Genomic DNA, 20,797 nt, shown 5'->3' with positions numbered 1-20,797 from the left:
TCAGTAGATGATGCGGTTGTCGGCAGCCGGCCGCCATGCGCGAGAGCCGCGAAGGTTGCGGGTGATGTTGAGGCGTTTGAGCCAGCGGTCGGACCCGTCGTAGCGAGGACGGAAGGACTTGCGGCCGTGCACGGCCCGGAAGTTGTCGATGAACACGCAGTCGCCGGGACGCAGGCTGACGTCCTTCATGTTGGCTTCGATCTGGTCGCACAACCCCTGGAAGGCACGCAGCGACGCCTCGGACCAGCCCTCGGTCTTCATGTGGTACGGGTCGAGCGCCATGTACGGCTGCGCGCGGTCGCCGAACAGGACGGGCCGCCTGACCGGATCGTCGTTCCAGGACTGGATGAGCGCGAAGCTCCTGGCCCGGAGCCGGTCGATGGTCGGGTCGCCGGTGGACTCGGTGGCGTTCTGCGGCAGGTGCGAGTTGTCGGGCATCTGCGTGAACTCGGCGGCGAACAACGTCTCGACGTCGATGGCCGGCCAGTCGAGGTCGGCGGCGTCGCAGACCATGGTCTCGACGGCGTCGGGGTTCTTCAGGCACATGAGCGCCACGTAGTCGCCCCGGCAGGGGTGGAAGGCGTCCTCGGTGTGCCAGGACAGGTGCTGCAGGCTGTTGGAGCCGATCTCGTAGTGCTCGTGGCCCTTGATGGGGAGCACGTCGTGCATGATCCGGCCGTCCTGCTGGGTGGCCCAGCCGAACACGTCGCCGAGCACGGAGCCGCACAGGAGGAAGAACACCTCCTGGGGGAAGGCCGGGGAGTCGTACTGGCTGTCGCGCCAGTGCTCGGGGGTGTGCCCGAGCTGCGCCTCGTCGACGTCGAGCCCGGAGATCACGCACAGGGCCGAGGGTTCCCCGATCCGGTACTCCTCCAGGAACTCCAGCACGTGGACCGGCAAGGACCGGGCGAGCACCGGCGCCCGGCGGATCAGCTCGGGGTTCTCGACCGTGTCATAGGCCTTGGCGATCTCGGCGATCATCGGGGACAGCTCCGCGTTGTCCTCCGGTGTCAGCGTCAAACGGCGCACCGCGGTTCCCTTCCATGTCGGTGACATTCCGGAGTGTAGGAGCCATCCGCGTCCCGCATGGGTCCCCGTTAGAGGGGACATCCGGGCGAGCGGCGTCCTCGTTAGCTTTGCTGGTGGAGCGTAAGGAGAGGACTTCATGAACCCGTTCGATGACCCCGATGGCAGCTTCACGGTGCTCGTCAACGACGAGGACCAGCACTCGCTGTGGCCGGCGGCGCTGGACGTCCCCGCCGGGTGGCGGGTCGTGCACGGCGAGGACACGCGGCAGGCGTGCCTGGACTACATCGAGGCCAACTGGACGGACCTGCGCCCGCGCAGCGCCCGTCGCGAGCACCTCGCGAGTACCGCTCACGAGTAGGAGTGGCGATGACCGACGCAGGAGCACCGCGATGCATCCACGAGATGGTGGCCGAGCAGGTCGCACGCACGCCTGACCGGATCGCGGTCAGTTTCCGCGGCAGCACCCTGACCTTCCGCCGGCTCGACGAGGCCGCGGAGGCTCTGGCGTCGCGCCTGCGAGCGGCCGGGGTCGGCAGCGGATCGGTGGTCGCGGTGGTCCTGGGCCGCACGCCGGAGCTCATCGTCACCTTGTACGCGATCCTCAAGGCGGGCGGCGCCTACCTCTATCTCGACCCGGCGGAGCCGTCCGGCCAGCGGGAGCAGATCGTGTGCGACGCGCGGGCCCGGTTCGCCGTCGTCGGCTCGCGCTTCGGTGAGCAGGCGCCGGACGTGGAGCACATCCTCTACGTCGAGCCCGAGATGACCCAGGCGAGCGCACCTGAGCCGGCCGGAACGGCGCAGCCGCTTCACCCCGACACCCCCGTCTACGTCTGCTACACCTCGGGCTCCACCGGCGAGCCCAAGGGCGTCGTCGTCCCCCACCGCGCGGTCTGGCGGCTGATCAACGCTCCCGGCTGGATCGACGTCCGCGACGACGACGTCTTCCTGCAACTGACCCGGGTCGGCTTCGACGTCTCCACCTTCGAGATCTGGATGCCGCTGGTGAAGGGGTGCAGGCTGGCGCTCGCACCGACCGGGCACGCCGACCTCGAGGAGATCGTGGCGACGCTCCGCGACGAAGGCGTCAGCGTCTTGTGGCTGACGACCGGCCTGTTCCACAAGATCGTCACCCATCACCTCGACGGGCTGTCCGGCATCCGCCACCTGCTGGCCGGAGGCGACGTGCTGTCTCCCGCGCACGTCCAGCGGGTGATGGCCGCCTACCCGGATCTGGTCTTCACCAACGGCTACGGCCCGACGGAGAACACCACGTTCAGCACGTGCTGGACCACCCGCGACAGCGGCGACGCGACGCGCGTGCCGATCGGCGTGCCCATCGACGGCAGCACCGGCAGGGTCCTGGACGAACGGCTGCACGAGGTCCCCCACGGGGACGTCGGCGAGTTGTGGGTCGGCGGCGACGGCGTCGCCACCGGCTACCTCAACCGGCCCGGCGCGACGGCCGAGCGCTTCGTCGCCGACCCCGACCCGTCCAGGCCGCCGGGCAGCCGCATGTACCGCACCGGCGACCTGTCGCGCTGGACCGAGGACGGCGTGCTGGACTTCCTCGGCCGCTCCGACCGGCAGGTCAAGATCCGCGGCTACCGGGTCGAGCTGAGCACGGTGGAGATGGAGCTGCTCAGGCAGCCGGGCGTCGAGCAGGCCGCCGTCCTCACCCGTACCAACGGGGCCGGTGACACCCGCCTGATCGCCTACGTGGCCGTGGGCGACATGGATCCGGCCGAGTGGACCTCCTTCGGTGCGGCGCTGCGGGAGAAACTCATCGCGACCGTCGCCGCCCACCTGGTGCCGTGGGCGGTGATCGTGGTGAGGGACATCCCGCTCAACCCGAACGGCAAGGTGAACCGCTCGGCGCTGCCCGCCGAGAAGATCCCCCGCAACGTCTGGAACGACTACGTCGAGCCGGACCGCCCGGTCGAGCGCCGCCTGGCCGAGATCTGGAGCGACGCGCTGGACGTCGAGCCGATCGGGGTGGACGACAACTTCTTCGACCTGGGCGGGCACTCGCTGCTCGCCGCCGAGCTGCTGTCCGCGCTCCAGGCCGAGTTCGACGTCAACCTGCCGGCCCGCATCCTCTACCTGCGGCCGACGATCGCCGCCCTCGCCGAGGAACTGCTCCTGAGGCAGGAGCCCGGCACGACCAGGAAGGAGAGCGCGGATGCAGGGACCCAGTAGCACCGGCGAGCAGGCCGCGCCCGGCTGCCCAGTCGGCACCGCCGCGCGAGGGCTGGCCGACCCGATGCTCTACGCCGATCTCGACTTCCGCTTCCGCGAGAAGTGGGCGGACCTGCGCAACCATGACCACCTGGACTGGGAGCAGATCGACGAGCGGAACGGGTTCTGGTCGGTGGTGAAATACCACGACGTCGACCGGGTGCTGCGCGACGCCCAGACGTTCACCTCCGAACGCGGCACGCTCCTGAACATCCTCGGCGTCGAGGACCCGGCGGGCGGCAGGCAGATCGCCGCGACCGACCCGCCCCGGCACACGATCATGCGGGCCCGCCTGCAGAAGGCGCTGGCCATCAAGTCCATCGAGGCGCAGCAGGACCTGATCCGCGACCTGGTCCTGGAGGTGATCTCCCCGCTCGCCGACGGCGGTCCGTTCGACTTCGCCCAGGCCATGCTGGCGCTGCCGGTCGCGGTGGGCGGCGAGTCCATGGGCCTCCCCCGGGCCGACTGGCCCTGGCTCGGCCGGCTGCTCAACGCCTCGATCGCCGCCGAGGATCCGGAGTACCGGGTGCCCGGCGGCGCGCAGGCCACCCTGGACCAGGCGCACCGCGAGTTGTTCGCCTATTTCCAGGACATCTACAAGGAGCGCCGCCGCAACCTCGGCGACGACCTCATCAGCATCCTGATCACCACCGAGGTCGACGGGCGCACCATGTCGCCCGGCGAGGTCATGTCCAACTGCTACAGCGTGCTGCTGGGCGCCGTGGTCACCACCCCGCACTCGCCGAACTACATGATGACCGAGCACATCGGCGACGGCCTGCTGGACCGGTGGGCGGCCGATCTGAGCGTCACCCCCACCGCGGTCGAGGAGGGCCTGCGCCTCGGCTCCCCGGTCAGCCACTTCATGAGGTACGCCGTCCAGGACACCGAGGTGCGCGGCACCAGGATCAAGGCTGGTCAGGCGGTGGTCTCCTGGCTCGGCGCGGCCAACCGCGACCCGGAGGTCTTCCCGGACGCCGAGACGTTCGACCTGCGCCGCAAGCCCAACAAGCACCTCGCCTTCGGGATCGGCCCGCATTACTGCGTCGGCCACACCGTCGCCCGGGTCACCCTGCGCATCCTGTTCAACCAGCTGCTGTCGCGCTTCACCGCCTTCGAGCCGGCCGGCGAGCCCGTCCGCCTGCACTCCAACTTCATCTCCGGCTTCAAGCACCTGCCGATCACCGCTAAGACGCTCTGACTCCCGGAGGGCCGCTCATGGCAAACCGCCCGAAGCGCCGCAACCCATGGCTGCCGCACGAGCCGTCGGCCACGGCGACCGGCCGGGTCTTCCTGATCCCGTACTCGGGCTGTGGCGCCAGCATGTACCGCCAGTGGCCGCGGCGGCGCGGCGGTGTCGAGTTCCTGCCCGTCGAACTGCCCGGCCACGAGACCCGCTTCGCCGAGCCGAACTTCGAGACCTACCAGGAGCTCGCCAAGAGCATGGTGATCGGGCTAGAGGACCATCTCGACGTGCCGTTCGGCTTCTTCGGCCACTGCGGGTCCGCTCTGGCGGCCTACGAGGTGTCGGCCGAGCTGATCAGGAGCGGCATGCCCGCGCCCGCCCGGGTCTACGTCTCCTCGGAGGTGGCCCCGCAGGACGGGCCCGCCGGGCGGTTCCTGTCCATGGACGACGCCGGGCTCGGCGCCGAGCTGGAGAAGTTGATCACCCAGCTCGGGGGGAAGCCCAGCGCGGAGCTCATCGAGCTCTACCTGGAGGTGTTACGGGCCGACGTCGAGACCAACAAGCGGTACGTGATGCCGGAGCCGTACCGGCTGTCGTGCCCGATCACGGCGATCGGCTGGACCGAGGACGACGAGATCCCGTTCTCGACCATGGGCGGATGGGAGGAGTGCGGCGAGACGACCTCCGTGCTCCTCGACGGCCGCCACCACCGCTTCATCGAGGCGCCCGAGGATCTGCTGGACGTGATGTGCTCAGGGCTGAGCGCAGCGTAAGGACGGGTTAGGAAGGACGGGCAGGTGCGGCACGGCGACCCCCGCTGGCTCAAGCGTTTCGGGCGTGGCACGCCCGCCGAGGTCCAGTTGCTCTGTTTCCACCACGCCGGCGGCAGCGCGGCGATGTACCGGCACTGGCCGCAGCTCGTGCCGGGCTACGTCGAGCCGATCGCGGTGCAGCTTCCCGGCCGGGCCGACCGGTTCGCCGAGCCGCCGTTCGATCGGATGGCGCCGCTCGTGGACGAGCTGATCGCGGTGATCAAGCCCTTGCTCGACCGTCCGTTCGCCTGCTACGGCGTCAGCATGGGCGCGCGGGTGGCCTGGGCGCTCGCGCACGAGCTGCGGGAACGCGCGCTGCCGCTGCCGCGCGTGTTGTTCGTGGCGGCCAGCATCGCCCCCTGCCTGGACGACGGCACCTGGGCGTGGGAAGACCGCGAGGACGGCCTGGAGGGCTACGTGCGCGAGATGGGCGGCACGCCGGCGGAGGTGCTGGCCGAGCCCGAGCTGCTCGCGGGCCTGCTGCCCACGCTGGGCGCCGACCTCACCGTGCTCAGCACGCACGGCTTCCACCCGGACAAGCCGCTGGAGGTGCCGATCCGCGCCTTCGCCGGCACCGAGGACATCGAGTCGCCGCCGCCGCGGATGGACGGCTGGCGCGTGGAGACCGCGGCGCGTTTCGACCTCGACCCGGTGCCCGGCGGGCACTTCTTCGACTCCGCCGGCGAGCAGCAGGTGATCAGGACCATCAGCCACGACCTCGCCTGAGCGGTACGGCCCGGCCCGGGCCGTACCGCTCGGCTCAGGTACGAGGGGTCACCACGCAGGGCAGCGAGGTGAACCCGCACTGGTGCGGCGAGTGTGACCGCCGGGCGTTGGCCAGGTCGATCTCGTACGAGGAGATCAACGCCCCGATCTCCTCCAGCGCGATCCGCATCTCCAGCCTGGCCAGCGCGGCCCCGAGGCAGTGGTGCGGCCCGTGCCCGAAGCTGATCATCCGTTTGGTCTCGCGGTCCAGGTCGAAGGTGTCCGGGTCGGGGAACACCCGCCGGTCCCGGTTGGCCGAGGCGGGCAGCAGCGCGATCCGGGCGCCCTTGGGCATCCGGACGCCGTGCATGACGGTGTCCTCGGTCAGCACGCGCGCCACCATCTGGCTGGAGGAGTCGTAGCGCAGCGTCTCGGCGGCCCAGTCGTCGGCCCGCCCGTTGAGCCCGGCCCGCTGCACGTCGGGCCGGAGCCAGCCGTGGTACCACGCGTTGCCGAGCGTCTTGCCGGTGGACTCGTTGCCCGCGCCGATCATCACGAACAGGAAGGCGACGATCTGCGCGTCGGTGAGCCTGGCGCCGCCGACCTCCGCCGCGATCATGGCCGAGGTCAGGTCGTCGCCGGGGCGGCGGCGCAGCGAGGTCACCAGGACGACGAAGCGGCTCGCCAGGCGCAGGGCGGCCATGGCCGAGTCCGGGCTGCGCCCGTCCGAGCCGTCCACGTGGTGGTTGAGCAGGTCGGTGTCGGCGCGTACCGCGTCCCACTCGTCGGCGGGGAAGCCGAGCATCTCGCAGAGGACGTCGTTCGGCAGCGCCGCGGCGTAGTCGGCGCAGAAGTCGAACGTCGGCTCGTCCCACAGCCGCTCCAGCCGGGCGCGGGCCAGCTCTCGGATGCGGGGTTCGAGCGCGGCCATGCGGCGGGGGGTGAACGCCGAGGCCACCAGCCCTCGATAGAGGCCGTGCTCGGGAGGGTCCATGGACAGGAACAGGCTCGTCTTCTTCGCCTGCGGCCCCCACAGCTCCGGCTCCAGCGAGATGCCGTGGCTGTTGGAGAAAAGGTGCGGCTCGCGCAGCGCGGCGTGGACGTCGGCGTGGCGTGACAGCGCCCAGAAGTCGCGCTCCTCGTTGCGATAGACCGGCGCGTGCTCACGCATCCACGCGTAGACGGGATGCGGATCCTCCTGCACCTTGAAGTCGAACGGATCGTAATGCGGCATCAACACTCCACTGCTGCTCACGGCGACTGTACGGCGGGGCCACGCGCTCGTCGCGTCCCCGGAACCTGGGGCCTGGCGAGTCGTGACCGGTGGAGGGCCCCAGTGGCTACACTCGCTGCCCATGACAGACATGGACGAGCACGATCGGCCCTGGCCGCCCGTCGCGGGCGACGAGACCGCGACCCTCCTGGGTTTCCTCGACTACCAGCGCGCGACGCTGGCCTGGAAGTGCCGGGGCCTGGACACCGCGGGCCTGACGGCGACGGTCGGCGCCTCGTCGATGACGCTGGGCGGGCTGCTCAAGCACCTGGCCTACGTGGAGGACGACTGGTTCTCCCGAGCGCTGCACGGCCGGGACCGCTCCGCTCCGTGGAACACCGTGGACTGGCGCGCCGACCAGGACTGGGAGTGGCACTCCGCCGCCGGCGACACCCCGGACGAGCTGTTCGCGCTGTGGCAGAAGGCCGTGGACCACTCCCGCGAGGCGGTCGCCGAGGCACTGGAGGACGGCGGGCTGGACCGCCCGGCCCAGCGCGCCTGGCCCAACGGCCAGGCGCCGAGCCTGCGCTGGATCGTGGTCCACATGATCGAGGAGTACGCACGCCACAACGGTCACGCCGACCTCCTCCGGGAGTCGGTGGACGGGGAGACGGGAGAGTAACCGGGGTTCACGGCTTTCGCGCGGACATCTCCGTGTACGACTGGACCAGTGTCCGCGCCGCCGACTCCACCGTGTCGTACGGGCGCGCCAGGGACACCCGGATGAACCGGAGACCGCTGTCCGAGTCGGCCCAGTGGAACGGCGCGCACGGCAGCACGTGCACCCCGCGCCCGACCATGTCCTTGTACAACAGCGACGAGTCCGGCCCGTGGGAAGGCAGCTCGATCCGCGCGACGCTGATCTGCGAGGCGGGGTCGGCCAGCCGCAGATCGACCTCGCCGATCGTCTCCCTGAGCACCGTCCGGTTGCGCGTCACCAGGTCGCGGGCGCGCTCGTAGCCGCCGTTCACCCAGTCGCCGGCGAGGTTCGCGATGAGCAGCAGGACCACCGGCGAGGCGGACAGCAGCGACTCGGAGAACGCCCGGTCGATGGGCAGCTTCGTCCGCGCGCTGTAGGCCAGCAGCCCGATCTTGAGTTCGTGCGTCGGCCACAACTTGCCGGTGTCCTCGATCACGATCCAGTCGGCGCCCGCCTCGTCGAGGACGGCGTAGGTGTCGTACTGCGCGTCGCGCACCTGCCCGCGGAAGCTGGCGTCCACGATGATGATCTGGCCGTGCCGTACGGCGTGCTCGGCGAGCGAGCGCAGATGGCCTTCGGGGGTGACCAGCCCGGTCGGGTTGTTCGGGTGCGTCACCACGATGGCGCTGACCGGCGGCCCCGGCCAGCTCATGTCGAGCAGCTCCTCCTCCGCCAGGGGCACCAGCTTCAGCCCGCGGGTGACGAGCAGGTCGGCGATGTTGTCGAAGGTGGGGTGCAGCACGGCGACGGTCGACCCGGCGGGCAGCGCCCGCGCCACGATGTCGGTGGCGAGCGTCGAGGAGTAGCAGCTCAGGATGCGACCGGTGCCGACCGGGGCGCTGTGCTGCCCGATCGCCTTCAGGAACGTGGCGTGCGCCTCGCGTTCGATGTCGGGGAATGGACGGCGGGACGCTTCGGCGAACATCTCCGGGATCCGGGCGACGATGGCCGCCTGCTGCTCGGAGAGGACCAGCCTCGCGTGACCGTCGGTTAGGTTGAGGCCGCCATCGACGTCGGTCAGCGCGTCGACTTCCATCGTGGTGAGGTTGCCAACCTCGATCATCTGTGGCCCTCCCAGCGGCATGACATGGGGCTTCGCGGCATATGCCGCCGCAGCGGCAGCCTAGGTCGAGCCACGGTCGCGCACCTGTCCCCTCTACTGGGGACCTCACGGGGATCTGCCCGGGAGGCGGGGGCTGAGAGAATCCGGGCATGAAGCTCACCGCGCGGGCACTCAACCGGGCCACACTCGATCGGCAGCTCCTGCTGCGGAGGGAGCCGCTGGAGGTGGCCGAGGCCGTGCGCCGCGTGATGGCGTTGCAGGCGCAGCAGGCGGCCTCGCCGTATGTCGCGCTGTGGAACCGCGTCGCCGACCTGGACCTCGCCGACCTCGACGCCGCCTTCTCGAGCTACACGGTCGTGCGGGGGACGATGATGCGGATGACGCTGCACGCCGTGCACGTCGACGACTATCCGGCCTTCCGCGACGCCATCGAGCCGACCATGTACGCCACCCATCTGAACGGCCGCTTCACGCCGCGCGGCCTCACCGTCGAGGCGGGGCGGATCCTGGTCAGGGACCTGCTGGAGTTCGCCGCTGAGCCGCGGACCGTGGAGGAGATGAAGGACTGGCTGGAGCCACGCCTCGGCGGGCTGTCGGCGGCGGGGGTGTGGGCGATCCTGCGCTCGTACACGCCGCTGCTGCGGGTGCCGACCGGCGGGTCGTGGTCGTTCACCACGCGGGTGTCGTGCGTGGCCTCCTCACCTCGGCCCACGCTCGACCTGGACGCCTCGGCCGAGGCCCTGCGGGTGCTGACGCGGCGTTACCTGGAGGCGTTCGGACCGGCGTCGGTGGCGGACGTCGCGCAGTTCGCGCTCGTCCAGCAGGCCCGGGTCAAGGTCGCGCTGCGTGCCATGGACGGCGAGGTCGAGCAGTTCGAAGGCCCCGGCGGCAAGGTGATGTGGGACCTGCGGGGCGCGTCCCGCCCGCCCGAGGACGTCCCGGCGCCGCCCCGGCTGATGGCCATGTGGGACAACACGCTGCTCGCGCACGTGGAGCGCGACCGCCTGCTCCCGCCGGCCTACCGCAAGCTCGTCATCCGCGCCAACGGCGACGTGCTGCCCACGCTGCTCGTCGACGGCTACGTCGCCGGGGTGTGGCGGCCGGCCGAAGGAGGGATCGAGGCGGCGGCGTTCCATCCGCTGCCGGACGAGGCGTGGGACGGGCTCGCGGCCGAGGCGAAGGCCCTGGTGGCGCTGCTGGCCGGGCGCGAGCCGCACCCGTATCGCCGCTACGACCGCTGGTGGGAGAAGCTTCCCGACCTGGAGACCACGCTGCTTCCGGGGTAGCCCCTGGTTCGCGTGACAGGCGACACGGGCGACATGTCCGTACGTTCCGAATATGCGCAACCTGGCACCGGGTGAGCTCGTCTACGACCCGTTCTCGTACCGGATCCACGAGGACCCGTATCCGGTGTTCGCCTGGATGCGCGAGCACGCGCCGCTCTACCACAACGCCGAGCGGGACTTCTGGGCGCTGTCCCGCTACGAGGACGTCCTGCCCGCGCTGCGGAACCCGGGCCTGTTCTCCAGCCGTAACGGCATCTCCCTGGAGCCGGATCTGTGGGGGCAGGCCGCGGTCAAGACCAGCTTCTTCCTCGCCATGGACCCTCCCGACCACGGTGCGATGCGCCGCCTGCTGGGCAACGCGTTCAAGCCCCGGTGGGTGGCGGCACTGGAGCCCCGGATACGGGAGCTGACGCGGGCCAGGCTGGCGCCCGCACGGGACGGCGGGGTCTTCGACTTCGCGGACTTCGCGGCAGCCGTGCCGAACGACGTCATGTGCGAGGTCGTCGGCATACCGGCGGCGGACCGGGACCGGATCCGCGCCGACAACGACCTGCTCAACCACTGCGAGGACGGCACCGACGAGAGGTCGGGCGAGACCATCGGCGCGGGGCTGCGCCTCGCCGTCTACTACGTGAACCTGATCGCGCAGCGGCGCAGGCGGCCGGGTGACGACCTCACCTCGATGATGATCGAGGCGCGGGTCGACGGGAGGCCCCTGACCGACTCGCAGCTCGTGGCCTTCCTCTTCCTGCTCGTCAGCGCGGGCAACGACTCGACCGGCAAGCTGATCGGCAACGCCTGGTATCACGGGTGGCGCCTTCCCGACGTCGGCCGCGCGGGCCTGAACGGGCGGGCCACGGACTGGGGGGCGGAGACGCTCCGCTACGACTCGCCCAGCCAGATGACGGGCAGGACGCTCACCGAGGACAGCGTCATCCACGGCGTCCGGCTGGCCGAAGGCGCCAGGATCGCGTTGCTGCCCGCTTCCGCCAACCGCGACGGGCGGGTCTTCCCCGACCCGGACACCTTCGACCTGGACCGCGACACGAGCAGGCACATCGCCTTCGGCCACGGCCCGCACTTCTGCCTCGGCGCGGCGCTGGCCCAGCTCGAGATCGCGGTCGTGCTGCAGGAGGTCGGCGCGGTGGTGGCGGACTACGACCTCGACCTGTCCGCCGCCCGGCGCGTCCACTCGCCGCACCAGCGCGGGTTCGCCTCGCTGCCCTCCGAGCTCACCCTCCGCCCCGAACCGTCGCCCGCCGCCTGAGGAGCACCCCATGTCGATCTCTTTCGAGATCCGTCCCAGCGACCACCCCGTGCCGGCCGCGGAACGGCAGGCCGTGCTGGCCGCGCCGGGGTTCGGCGAGCATTTCACCGACCACATGGCCACGCTGCGCTGGACGACCGAGCAGGGCTGGCATGACGCCCGCGTGGAGCCGTACGCGCCACTGAGCCTCGATCCGGCGACCGTGGTCTTCCACTACGCGCAGGAGTTCTTCGAGGGGATGAAGGCGTACAGGCAGGACAGCGGGGCGATCGTGATGTTCCGGCCGAGGCGGAACGCCGCCCGGTTCAACCGGACGGCGCGCCGGCTGGCGGCGCCCGAGCTGCCCGAGGACGTCTTCATCAGGATGCTGGAGCTGCTGGTCACCCAGGAGCGGGACTGGGTGCCGTCGGGCGACGGCAACAGCCTCTACCTGCGCCCGTTCGTGATCGCGACCCAGCGCGGTCTCGGCTTCACGCTGCCCTCGCGCAGCTACCTGCTGTGCGCCATCGCCTCCCCGGCGAGCTATCTCGGCGGAGGCACGCCGAGACCGCTCACGGTGTGGTTGTCGGAGGACTACACGCGCGCCGCTCCCGGTGGCACCGGCGACGTCAAGGCGGCCTGCAACTACGCTCCCGCGCTCGCCGCCCAGCAGGCGGCCGTGGCGCGGGGCTGCGACCAGGTGGTCTGGCTGGACGCCGCCGAGCACGTCTGGGTCGAGGAGATGGGCGGGATGAACCTGTTCTTCGTCTACGCCACCGAGGACGGCCGGCACCGGATCATGACGCCCGCGCTGACCGGGACGCTGCTGCCGGGGGTGACCCGCGACTCGCTGCTCCACCTCGCGCCCACGCTCGGCATCGACGTCGAGGAGGGCCGGATCTCGGTCGATCAGTGGCGCGCGCAGTGCGCGTCCGGCGAGCTCGTCGAGGTGTTCGCCTGCGGCACGGCGGCCACCGTGATCCCGGTCGGCGTGGTCAGGAGCACCTCGGGTGACTGGCTCGTCGGCGACGGCGGAGTGGGGCCGGTCACGCTCAGGTTGCGCCAGAGCCTCATGGACATCCAGTACGGCCGCACCCCCGACCCTTTCGCCTGGATTCACAAGGTTTGTTGATATACGGGATCAATGTCCCCTGAAGGAGGGAATGGTGTTGTCACGCGGTGCTCGGGATGCTCAGTGCCATACGAAGGGAGCATTCACTTGCGACTGAGTCCGAGGACGGTGCGCCAGATCGACTCGCCGTTCGGCGAGGCACGCGAGTTGGAAAATCTGCGCCGCAGGGAACGCGACCTGCTCGACCTCTCTCAGGCGGCTCCGTGTTATCCGGCCGCTCCGGCCGTGGTCGAGCACATCGCCGCCGTCGCGCGAGACCCCCACGGCGGGGACTACACCGACATCGCCGGGTTGCCGCACCTGCGCGAGGCATTCGCCGCCGACCTCTCCCGAAGTTATCTGAGCCACGTGCGCGCGGAGCAGATCGTCATCACGGCGGGCTGCAACCAGGCCTTCTGCCTCGTGGTGTCCGCGCTGGCGGAGGCGGGCGACGAAGTGGTGCTGGCGGTGCCGTACTACCCGAACCACGACATGTGGCTGCGCCTGAACGGCATCCGGCCGGTCTACCTGGAGCCCGGCCCGGATCTCCTGCCGAGCCCGGAGACGGCCGAGACGCTGATCACCCCGCGGACCCGGGCGATCGTCCTGGTGACTCCGGGCAACCCCAGCGGGGTGACGGCCGGCCCCGAGGCGATCGAGCGCCTGGCGGAGGTGGCCAGGCGGCATGACCTGGCGCTGATCCTCGACGAGACCTACCGCTCCTTCCGCGACACCGCCGAACCGGCGCACCGGCTCCTGTCCGACCCCCGGTGGGAGCAGACGGTGGTGAGCCTGCACAGTTTCTCGAAGGACTACGCCATTCCCGGCTACCGGGTGGGGGCGCTGGTCGCCTCGCCGCTGCTCAACCGCGAGGTGATGAAGCTGCTCGACTGCGTGGCGATCTGCGCGCCGCGCATCGGGCAGGAGGCCGCCTGGGCGGGCCTGACGCTGGCCCAGGAGTGGAAGCTCGCGCGGGCGCGCGAGATGGAGGAGAAGCGGCGACGCTTCGCCGCCGTGATGGCGGAGCGGCCGGGCGGCTTCGAGCTGGTCTCCGCCGGGGGTTTTTACGGGTGGATACGCCATCCGTTCGCCGGGCGCCCCACCGAGGAGGTCGTCCGGGACCTGGCGATCACGTATGACACGCTCGTCATTCCCGGTACGGCATTTCTCCCTGAAGATGGTCGGATGCTGCGGGCAAGTTTTAGCAATGTGGATCAGGAATCGTTCACTGATTTCGCCGGTCGCTTGACTGCCGCGGGAATGTCGTACATGACCATACCTGCGAATTGATCACATTTACCTAGATCCCGAATTCATCCAGAAGTGCAGGCCGCGGCGGACCTTATCATCTCCGCCGCGGCGCTGCCTATAGGCCTTATCGGGCCAGCTCCAGGTCACCTCCGAGAATTACCGACCGGCGCGGAATCATCACTCGATGTGAAATTCGATAGGCACGCCGAGAGGTTGACATCGACGAGAAAACGGCTTAGAAAAGGCTGGTAAGGTGAAAAGCGAGCCAAGAAGTATATTTCCTCGCTTGTAATGGAAATCCATGATGATGCCCGGCCGGCGGGATGTACGGGGGCCCCGTGATCAGAATCGACGTCCTTATCAGTTCGCCAATCTTCCTCGCTGGGCTCGTCCAGGCTCTGACAAGTGCCGGTATTCAGGTGGTCGCGGAGAGATCCTCTCCCGACGAAGAACCCTCCTGGATAGCGGACGCCGCGTTAATCGACGTGGACGCGCTGCCGCTGTCCGACAATCTCGCCTACATCAGGGAAGTCGCCAAGCGCACCGAAGTGCTGGTTCTGAACGACGGGGACGACACCGACAGCTACCTGCACGCGGGAGCGTCGGGCGTCATCGGCAAGCGGGCGACGGCCGAGCGCGTGGTCTCGGCGGTGCGGGCCGTGGCGTCCGGCTCCCGCTTCGTTCCCGTCGAGTGTGAGGTACAGCCCATGCTCGAACGCCAGGAGGCGCCCGGCTATCACCTCTCCGAGCGGGAGGAACAGGTGCTCCGCCAGATCTCCAGGGGCCTGACGCACGGGCAGATCGCCACGCGGCTCGGCATCAGCCCCCACACGGTCGACACCTACGTCAAACGGATCAGGACCAAGCTCGGCGTGGGCAACAAGGCCGAGCTCACCCGCGCGGCCCTGCTGGGCCGTCTGGTCGGTAGCGAGAACGGATGAGCCGAGAACGGCCACGTGAAGAACCTCGCGGTGGCCCACGACAGCTCGGCACTCCGGAAGTGAGCACCCCACGCGGCCTGACGGGGAACTCCCCGTCAGGCCGCGTCAATGGTGACCGTGGTGACCACCAGCCCACCCTGCACGGCGAAGCGCCCCGTGAGCTCCCGCAGCCGCTCACCGGCCACGAAAGGCCCCGGCACCAGCAGGCGAGCCGCGAAGGACGCCGTGGCCTCCTCGATCACCACCTCCACGGCGTCGAAGTCGAGGAACGACCCGGCCAGCGGATACCACGCCTTGTACACCGACTCCTTCGCGCTGAACAGCACCCGGTCCCAGGCGATCCGCGGGTTGCCGCCGGCCAGCCTTTCGAGCCTGGCGCCCTCCGCCGGCGTGGCCACGAGCTTCAGCACCTCGGAAGGCAGCGGCCCATGCGGCTCGGCGTCGATGCCGAGCGCGAGCAGGTCGTCCGTTCGCGCCACCGCGGCGGCCCGGTAGCCGGCGCAGTGCGTGATGCTGCCCACCACCCCCTCCGGCCAGCGCGGCGCGCCACGCTCACCCTTGGGGATGCCTACCGGCGGCAACCCGAGCCGGACGAGGCCGGACCGGGCCAGCCGGCGCCCGGTCGCGAACTCCTGGCGGCGGCCGCGCAGCGCCCGCGTCACGCAGACCGCCTCCTCCGGGTGCAACGGCACCCCCGGCGCGTCGCCGTACGCCTCGGCCGCCGCCACGACGGGCGGGAGCAGCCGCTCGATCACGACGGCTCGACGGGAAGGGGCAGCACCTGGCGCGGCCCGGTGCCGTTGACCCCGCCGCGCCTGGACCACTCCCGCGGATAGCCCACGGAGACCTCGATGTGCGGCACGCCGTCGTGCCAGGTGGTCCTGCGGATGTGCAGGTGGCCGTAGACGACCGCGGCGGCGTTGAAGCGCAGGTGCCAGTCCGCGGTGCGCCGCGTGCCGCACCACTGCGCGAACAGCTGGTGACGCAGGACCCGCGTGGGATCGCGCACCAGCGGGAAGTGGTTCACCAGCACCGTGCGGACCCCGGGTCCGAGCTCGGCCAGGCGCTCCTCCATCTCCTTGACGCGCGCCTCGCACCAGGCTTCGCGGCTCACGTACGGGTCGGGGTGAAGCAGCATCTCGTCCGTGCAGACGACACCGGACTCGTACGCCCGCGCGAGCGCCTCCTCCTTGGTCGTCGTCCCCTCGGGCAGGAAGCTGTAGTCGTACAGCAGGAACATGGGCACCACCGTCACCGGCCCGCCGGGCCCCGTCCAGATCGGGTAGGGATCCTCGGGGGTGACGACGCCCAGCCGGCGGCACATCTCGACCAGGCTCCGGTAACGGTCCTCGCCACGCGGGCCGAACACGTCGCCGGGCAGCGTCCACAGCTCGTGGTTGCCCGGCGTCCAGATCACCTTGGCGAACCTCTCGGTGAGCAGCCGAAGCGCCCACTCGATCTCGCCGGGCCGCTCCGCGACGTCCCCGGCCACGATCAGCCAGTCGCCCGGGGACCCGGGCTCCAGGTCGAGGAGCAGCCTGCGGTTGTCCCTGTGGCCGACGTGGAGGTCGCTGACCGCCAGGAGCCTGGGGCCGCTCACCGCGCCTCCGGGACCGGCATGCCTTCGAGCAGCGCCCGCCGTACGCTCGACAGCCCGGCCGTCAGCTCCGCGGTGGTGCCGCCGAAGCCCAGCCGCGCGTAGCCGGTGAAGGCATCGCCGAAACACTCGCCGGGCACCAGCAGCACCCTGTCCCGCTCGGCGAGCCGGCGGCACACGGCGGTGGCGTCGGGGTGGCCGGGGAACTCCACGAACGCGGTCACGCCGCCGTCGGGCGGGTTAACCCGCACCAGGTCCGGGAGCTCCGCCGCCCAGTCGCGCAGCAACCGCAGGTTGCCGTGCGCGTGCTCGCGCTGCATCGCGACGATCCGGTCGGCGTTCCTGACCGCCTTCTCGGCGAAGAACTCCAGGACCGGCGAGACGTACAACGCGATGTAGTCGCGCAGCACCGCCATCCGGGACAGCAGCTCGGGGGGTGCGAGGCACCAGCCGACCCGGAGCCCGGCCAGCCCGTAGCTCTTGGAGAACGTGCCGAACGTGATGCACCTGTCGTACCGGCCGAAGGGCAGCGGGAGCGGGTCGGCCGTGTACGTCAGCTCGCCGAAGGCGTGGTCCCACACCAGCCAGGCCCCGGCCTCGGCGGCGATGTCGATCAGCTCCTGCTGTTGCTCGCGCGTGATGGAGACGCCGGTCGGGTTGTGCGGGAAGTTGACCACGATCATCTTCGGCCCGGTGGAAGCCAGCTTCCGCAGCAGCGGCAGGTCGGCGGAGAAGCCCTCCTGCGCACGCAGCGGCCACGGGGTGATCCGGCAGCCCATCCCGGCGGCGATGTCGTACAACTGCTGGTAGGCGGGATCGACCACGATCACCTCGTCCCCCGGGTCCAGCAGCGTGTGCATGACGATGTAGATCGCCTCGCTGGAGCCGTGGGTGACCATCACGCCGTCCACGTCGCCGCCCGTCCACCGGTCGGCCAGCGCCGCCCGCAACGCGCCGCCGCCGAAGCACTCGCTGTCATGAAAGATCATCGAGCCGAGCTCGGACAGGTCGAACCCGCAGATCGTCCTCAGCTCGTCGATGGTCAGGTCACGCACGCCGCTGCTGCCGATGTCGTGGTCGACGTTGTGGTAGTAGAGGCGCATCCACTCTTCGAGTTTCGCGATCGCGAGCTTCATGAACGGTCATCCTTTACCGGTCGGTGCGAAGGTGAGGACGTGCTCTGCCGCCGCCTCGATGCTCTTCCTCCTCCAGCGCATGGGGGTGTCCTGTCCCGTACGCCAGAGCTCCAGCTGGTCGTCGAAGTGGGGATGGAAGGCGTGCCCGGAGGTGCCGGCCAGCAGGACCCATCGCGACCCATCCGGATCGGACAGGTCGACGATCATTCGCATCGTGGGCACGAAGACGACGTCGTCGTACCCGCCCGCGGCCGACCAGCTCGTGGAGTTGACCGCGTCGCCGCCGCCCGCGATCGGCACCGGGCCGCGGTTGAACAGCCACTCCACCGGCGCGATGCCGGACTGGCCCGGCCCGTAGCCCCGCAACGTCAGCGTGTGCAGGTCGCCCCAGCGCCAGGCGGCCGGGTCGGGGCCGAGCCGCGCGGTGAGCTCGGCGGTGGCCTCGTCCATGGCGGCGGCGAGGATGTCGGCCATCGACTCCCTCTTGCCGGTACGCCGGTCGTCCCACCACGGTGACCCGGGCGACTTCAGCAGCGTGGCCACGACCTCCCACCAGCGGTCGCCGTTGCCGGCCTTGCGGTCCTGCGGCAGTTCGTCGAAGGTCCGCGCGAGCAGGCTCCGCCAGGTCGCGTTGTAGTAGGCCGCCGCGGCCGAGTCGGCGCTCTGCTGGAAGTCCCAGCCCTTCAGCAGGTTCCGCGCCTTGGCGACGGCTCCGTCGTTCAGGGGAACGGCCAGCAGCGCGGGCACCACGGCGGCGGCGCCGCCGTTGAGGTTGTCGGACTGCATCCGCCGCATGTCCGCCACGCCGATCTTCCCGCGCGCCGTGCGTTCGGCGATCAGGTCGAGGATGCGGCGGCCGCGGTAGCCGTACGTCCAGTCGGTGGTGATGACGTGCCGGTAGGACGGCCCGGCCACCGCCTGGTTGGCGGTCACGATGACACCGCCGGGCGGGTCGGACAGCGTCGGCAACTCGGCGAACGGGATGAAGCCCGTCCAGTCGTAAGCGGGGTCCCAGCCCGGGACCGGCCAGGATCCGTCACCCTTGCCGCGGACCGGGATGCGTCCCGGCGCCTGGTAGCCGATGTGGCCGTCCACGTCGGCGTAGACCAGGTTCTGCGCGGGCTCGTCGAAGAGCGCCGCCGCCGCCCGGAACTCCGTCCAGTTCGCCGCCTTGTTGATGCCGAAGAGCGCGTCCATCGTCCGGCCGGGCTCGGACGCCGTCCAGCGCAGCGCCACCGCGTACGGCTCCGCCGCCGCCGGCGCGGGCACCCCGGGCTCGCCGGTGTCCAGGCTGGGCAGCGGCCCCGGCCTCAGGCTCGGCAGCGGTCCGCCCGACGGGTCCAGGGGAGGCCGGGCCGCCACCCCGAGCATGTCCGCCCGCCGGTCCGACAGCAGGGGACCGTGCCGCGTGGCGCGCACGGTGATCGTCACCGGCTCGCCGCCCGCCACCTTGATGACCTCCTGCCGCGAGTCGAGCGCGCGCCACGCCTTGCCGTCGAAGTACCGCTCACCTTCGACCTTCTCCAGGTACAGGTCGGACACGTCGGCGGGCAGGTTGGTCAGCCCCCAGGCGATCCGCTCGTTGCGTCCCGTGACCACGCCGGGCAGGCCGGGCATCGTGAAGCCCTGCACGTTGTACGCGCAGGAGCACCGGAGCCCGATCTGGTACCACGTCCCCGGCAACGACGCCGCCAGATGCGGGTCGTTGGCCAGCAGCGGCTTGCCCGACGCCGTCAGCGCGCCGCTCACCACCCAGGAGTTCGAGCCGATGCCCGCCGTATCCCCACCCGCGCGGAGCGGGAGTGAGCGCAGCGCGTCGAGCGCGGGGGCCGCCTCCCGCCACACGCGAGCGGGAACCGGCCGGGACGGGGTGCCCGGCGTGTCCACGATGGGGCGGTTCCTCGCGTACGGGTAGGGCGGGTAGAGCTGCTCGATCTGGCGCCAGCTCAGGCCCTGGGCCAGCAGCAGCGAGCGGTCGATCTCGGCGTCCATGTTGCCCAGCAGCTCCCACGCCAGCGCCTTCAGCCAGGCCAGGGAGTCCACCGGGTCCCACGGCTCCACCGTGTAGCCGGGGTTCTGCAGGCCGAGGACGGTGTACTCCAGGCTCTTCGCTCCGGAGGCCGCGGCGGCGCCGTTCGCGGCGATCCAGGCGTTGACGCCGTCGGCGTAGGCGCGCAGGTAGCTTCTCGCCTCGGGTGAGATCCGCTGCCATTCCCGCTCCGCGGTCCGCCGCCAGCCGAGCGTGCGCAGGAAGGCGTCGGTGCGCACGAGCGGAGGGCCCAGCAACTCCGCCAGGCGGCCCGAGGTCAGGTGCCGCCGGTAGTCCATCTCCCAGAAGCGGTCCTGGGCGGTGACGTAGCCTTGGGCCTGGAGCAGGTCCGTGGCCGAATCCGCATAGATCTGGGCGACGCCGTACGAGTCCCGGAAGACCTTCACCGGCGCGGTCAGGCCGGGCAAGGACAACGTCCCGTCGTACTGGGGGAAGCCGCGCCGCACCGACCACACCGCCAGCCCGGACGCCACCAGCGCGAGCACCACGACCACGGCGCCCGTCCACCGCACCACCCTCCACAGCCGGCGGCGACGGCGCGGGACGGGGCCGCCGGGTTCCGGCAGATCGGGACGGGCAGCCGGCCGGGTCTCATCGGGGATCATGCGCACCTGCCCGGAGAGCTCGTCATGCCTCGTCCACGAGCCGCGCCAGCTCGTCGACGGTCGAGGCCGCGAGCACGTCCACCAGCGACACCTCCACCGCGAACACCTCGCGGACCTGGGCGGCCAGCCGGGTCGCCACGATGGAGGAGCCGCCGAGCGCGAAGAAGTCGTCGTGGACGCCGACGTCGCTGACGCCGAGGAGCTCCTGGAAGATCTCCGCCAGGCGCCGCTCCACCGGCGTGCGCGGCGCCACGTGCGCGCCGGCCGGGCCGAGGTCCGCCTCCGGCGTCGGCAGCGCGCTCAGGTCGTAGTCGCCCTCCGGCGTCAGCGGCAGCGCGTCCAGCACGAACAGGTGGTCCGGGATCAAATAGCCGGGCAGCCTGCTGCTGAGGTGCTGCCGGATCCGGATCGTGCCGACCGCCGGGTCCGGGCCGGTGACGTAGCCGAGCAGCATCGTCCGGCCGTCCACGCCGACGTATCCGGTCACCACCGCGCCGCGCACGTCTGGAACGCGGCGCAGGGCTGCCAGGGTCTCGACGGTGTCCACCTGCGGGTCGGTGTGGTTCACCAC

The 20,797-nt window shown here is 70.7% G+C and carries 19 protein-coding genes; 11 read left to right on the top strand and 8 right to left on the bottom strand.

Annotation, left to right across the window (positions count from 1 at the left end; translation table 11 throughout):
* Entirely contained in the window at positions 1–1,029 is a 1,029-nt protein-coding gene (gene vioC / locus AB0J87_RS58050; protein WP_355205833.1) for an arginine beta-hydroxylase, Fe(II)/alpha-ketoglutarate-dependent, read from the bottom strand.
* A 136-nt stretch (positions 1,030–1,165) separates the two neighbouring features.
* Here vioC and AB0J87_RS58045 point away from each other — a divergent pair, with 136 nt between their 5' ends.
* The 5 genes from AB0J87_RS58045 to AB0J87_RS58025 are packed head-to-tail and all read left to right on the top strand — an operon-like array spanning position 1,166 to position 5,988.
* On the top strand, positions 1,166–1,387 hold the full coding sequence (locus tag AB0J87_RS58045) for an MbtH family protein (protein ID WP_355205830.1): 222 nt from the start codon (positions 1,166–1,168) through the stop codon (positions 1,385–1,387).
* Between the two features lie 8 nt (positions 1,388–1,395).
* Positions 1,396–3,225, top strand: a complete 1,830-nt coding sequence (locus AB0J87_RS58040) for a non-ribosomal peptide synthetase (protein ID WP_363983655.1) — start codon at positions 1,396–1,398, stop codon at positions 3,223–3,225.
* Positions 3,209–4,465 carry a cytochrome P450 gene (locus tag AB0J87_RS58035; protein WP_363983653.1) on the top strand — a complete coding sequence of 419 codons (1,257 nt, stop codon included), beginning with the start codon at positions 3,209–3,211 and terminating at the stop codon, positions 4,463–4,465. The genes AB0J87_RS58040 and AB0J87_RS58035 overlap by 17 nt, the downstream gene beginning before the upstream one ends.
* 17 nt (positions 4,466–4,482) lie before the next feature.
* Positions 4,483–5,223 (top strand): thioesterase domain-containing protein, encoded by a 741-nt coding sequence (locus AB0J87_RS58030; RefSeq protein ID WP_363983651.1) that lies wholly within the window; start codon positions 4,483–4,485, stop codon positions 5,221–5,223.
* Between the two features lie 24 nt (positions 5,224–5,247).
* Positions 5,248–5,988, top strand: a complete 741-nt coding sequence (locus tag AB0J87_RS58025) for a thioesterase domain-containing protein (protein WP_363983649.1) — start codon at positions 5,248–5,250, stop codon at positions 5,986–5,988.
* A gap of 34 nt (positions 5,989–6,022) precedes the next feature.
* Here AB0J87_RS58025 and AB0J87_RS58020 read toward each other — a convergent pair whose 3' ends face one another.
* Positions 6,023–7,201 carry a cytochrome P450 gene (locus tag AB0J87_RS58020; RefSeq protein WP_363983647.1) on the bottom strand — a complete coding sequence of 393 codons (1,179 nt, stop codon included), beginning with the start codon at positions 7,199–7,201 and terminating at the stop codon, positions 6,023–6,025.
* A gap of 121 nt (positions 7,202–7,322) precedes the next feature.
* Between AB0J87_RS58020 and AB0J87_RS58015 the strand changes: the two genes are divergently transcribed.
* The gene (locus AB0J87_RS58015) at positions 7,323–7,862 is read left to right on the top strand and encodes a DinB family protein (RefSeq protein WP_363983645.1); all 540 of its coding nucleotides are present in this window, start codon (positions 7,323–7,325) and stop codon (positions 7,860–7,862) included.
* Positions 7,863–7,869: 7 nt separating this feature from the next.
* Here the strand turns inward: AB0J87_RS58015 and AB0J87_RS58010 are convergent, their stop codons facing one another.
* Positions 7,870–9,003, bottom strand: a complete 1,134-nt coding sequence (locus AB0J87_RS58010) for an aminotransferase class I/II-fold pyridoxal phosphate-dependent enzyme (RefSeq protein WP_355205814.1) — start codon at positions 9,001–9,003, stop codon at positions 7,870–7,872.
* Positions 9,004–9,152: 149 nt separating this feature from the next.
* Between AB0J87_RS58010 and AB0J87_RS58005 the strand changes: the two genes are divergently transcribed.
* The 5 genes from AB0J87_RS58005 (at position 9,153) to AB0J87_RS57985 (ending at position 14,838) form a co-directional block, all read left to right on the top strand.
* Complete coding sequence (locus AB0J87_RS58005; RefSeq protein WP_363983642.1) at positions 9,153–10,289, top strand: winged helix DNA-binding domain-containing protein; 1,137 nt, start codon at positions 9,153–9,155, stop codon at positions 10,287–10,289.
* A 52-nt stretch (positions 10,290–10,341) separates the two neighbouring features.
* Entirely contained in the window at positions 10,342–11,556 is a 1,215-nt protein-coding gene (locus tag AB0J87_RS58000; RefSeq protein WP_363983640.1) for a cytochrome P450, read from the top strand.
* A gap of 10 nt (positions 11,557–11,566) precedes the next feature.
* Positions 11,567–12,667 carry a branched-chain amino acid aminotransferase gene (locus AB0J87_RS57995; protein WP_363983638.1) on the top strand — a complete coding sequence of 367 codons (1,101 nt, stop codon included), beginning with the start codon at positions 11,567–11,569 and terminating at the stop codon, positions 12,665–12,667.
* A gap of 87 nt (positions 12,668–12,754) precedes the next feature.
* Entirely contained in the window at positions 12,755–13,936 is a 1,182-nt protein-coding gene (locus AB0J87_RS57990; RefSeq protein WP_363983636.1) for an aminotransferase, read from the top strand.
* Positions 13,937–14,382: 446 nt separating this feature from the next.
* The gene (locus AB0J87_RS57985) at positions 14,383–14,838 is read left to right on the top strand and encodes a response regulator transcription factor (protein WP_363983634.1); all 456 of its coding nucleotides are present in this window, start codon (positions 14,383–14,385) and stop codon (positions 14,836–14,838) included.
* A gap of 95 nt (positions 14,839–14,933) precedes the next feature.
* On the opposite strand, the gene AB0J87_RS57980 is transcribed toward AB0J87_RS57985, so the two are convergent.
* From AB0J87_RS57980 to AB0J87_RS57960, 5 genes are read right to left on the bottom strand one after another with little or no spacing between them, the layout of a single operon-like run.
* Positions 14,934–15,593: a 4'-phosphopantetheinyl transferase superfamily protein gene (locus AB0J87_RS57980; protein ID WP_363983632.1), complete on the bottom strand. Its 660-nt coding sequence runs from the start codon at positions 15,591–15,593 to the stop codon at positions 14,934–14,936.
* Positions 15,590–16,438: a metallophosphoesterase gene (locus AB0J87_RS57975; protein WP_363983629.1), complete on the bottom strand. Its 849-nt coding sequence runs from the start codon at positions 16,436–16,438 to the stop codon at positions 15,590–15,592. The genes AB0J87_RS57980 and AB0J87_RS57975 overlap by 4 nt, the downstream gene beginning before the upstream one ends.
* The gene (vioD, locus tag AB0J87_RS57970) at positions 16,435–17,571 is read right to left on the bottom strand and encodes a capreomycidine synthase (RefSeq protein WP_363983627.1); all 1,137 of its coding nucleotides are present in this window, start codon (positions 17,569–17,571) and stop codon (positions 16,435–16,437) included. Before vioD ends, AB0J87_RS57975 begins: the two co-directional genes overlap by 4 nt.
* Positions 17,572–17,577: 6 nt before the next feature.
* Positions 17,578–20,226 carry a penicillin acylase family protein gene (locus tag AB0J87_RS57965; protein ID WP_363983625.1) on the bottom strand — a complete coding sequence of 883 codons (2,649 nt, stop codon included), beginning with the start codon at positions 20,224–20,226 and terminating at the stop codon, positions 17,578–17,580.
* A gap of 22 nt (positions 20,227–20,248) precedes the next feature.
* Complete coding sequence (locus AB0J87_RS57960) at positions 20,249–20,797, bottom strand: phosphopantetheine-binding protein (RefSeq protein WP_363983623.1); 549 nt, start codon at positions 20,795–20,797, stop codon at positions 20,249–20,251.

It is taken from the genome of Nonomuraea sp. NPDC049625 (genome assembly GCF_040675285.1).
Taxonomy (GTDB): Bacteria; Actinomycetota; Actinomycetes; order Streptosporangiales; family Streptosporangiaceae; genus Nonomuraea; species Nonomuraea angiospora_A.
The sequence above is the reverse complement of the archived record's forward strand: the minus strand, read 5'-3'. Positions and strand labels throughout refer to the sequence as shown.

Bases quoted from the DNA above. Each gene is read 5' to 3' on its own strand.
- AB0J87_RS58035 (WP_363983653.1), top strand. From the start codon at position 3,209: ATGCAGGGACCCAGTAGCACCGGCGAGCAGGCCGCGCCCGGCTGCCCA.
- AB0J87_RS58005 (WP_363983642.1), top strand. From the start codon at position 9,153: ATGAAGCTCACCGCGCGGGCACTCAACCGGGCCACACTCGATCGGCAG.
- AB0J87_RS57965 (WP_363983625.1), bottom strand. From the start codon at position 20,226: ATGATCCCCGATGAGACCCGGCCGGCTGCCCGTCCCGATCTGCCGGAA.
- vioD (WP_363983627.1), bottom strand. From the start codon at position 17,571: ATGAAGCTCGCGATCGCGAAACTCGAAGAGTGGATGCGCCTCTACTAC.
- AB0J87_RS58045 (WP_355205830.1), top strand. From the start codon at position 1,166: ATGAACCCGTTCGATGACCCCGATGGCAGCTTCACGGTGCTCGTCAAC.
- AB0J87_RS58010 (WP_355205814.1), bottom strand. From the start codon at position 9,003: ATGATCGAGGTTGGCAACCTCACCACGATGGAAGTCGACGCGCTGACC.
- AB0J87_RS58040 (WP_363983655.1), top strand. From the start codon at position 1,396: ATGACCGACGCAGGAGCACCGCGATGCATCCACGAGATGGTGGCCGAG.
- AB0J87_RS58030 (WP_363983651.1), top strand. From the start codon at position 4,483: ATGGCAAACCGCCCGAAGCGCCGCAACCCATGGCTGCCGCACGAGCCG.
- AB0J87_RS58015 (WP_363983645.1), top strand. From the start codon at position 7,323: ATGACAGACATGGACGAGCACGATCGGCCCTGGCCGCCCGTCGCGGGC.
- AB0J87_RS58000 (WP_363983640.1), top strand. From the start codon at position 10,342: ATGCGCAACCTGGCACCGGGTGAGCTCGTCTACGACCCGTTCTCGTAC.
- AB0J87_RS58020 (WP_363983647.1), bottom strand. From the start codon at position 7,201: ATGCCGCATTACGATCCGTTCGACTTCAAGGTGCAGGAGGATCCGCAT.
- AB0J87_RS57995 (WP_363983638.1), top strand. From the start codon at position 11,567: ATGTCGATCTCTTTCGAGATCCGTCCCAGCGACCACCCCGTGCCGGCC.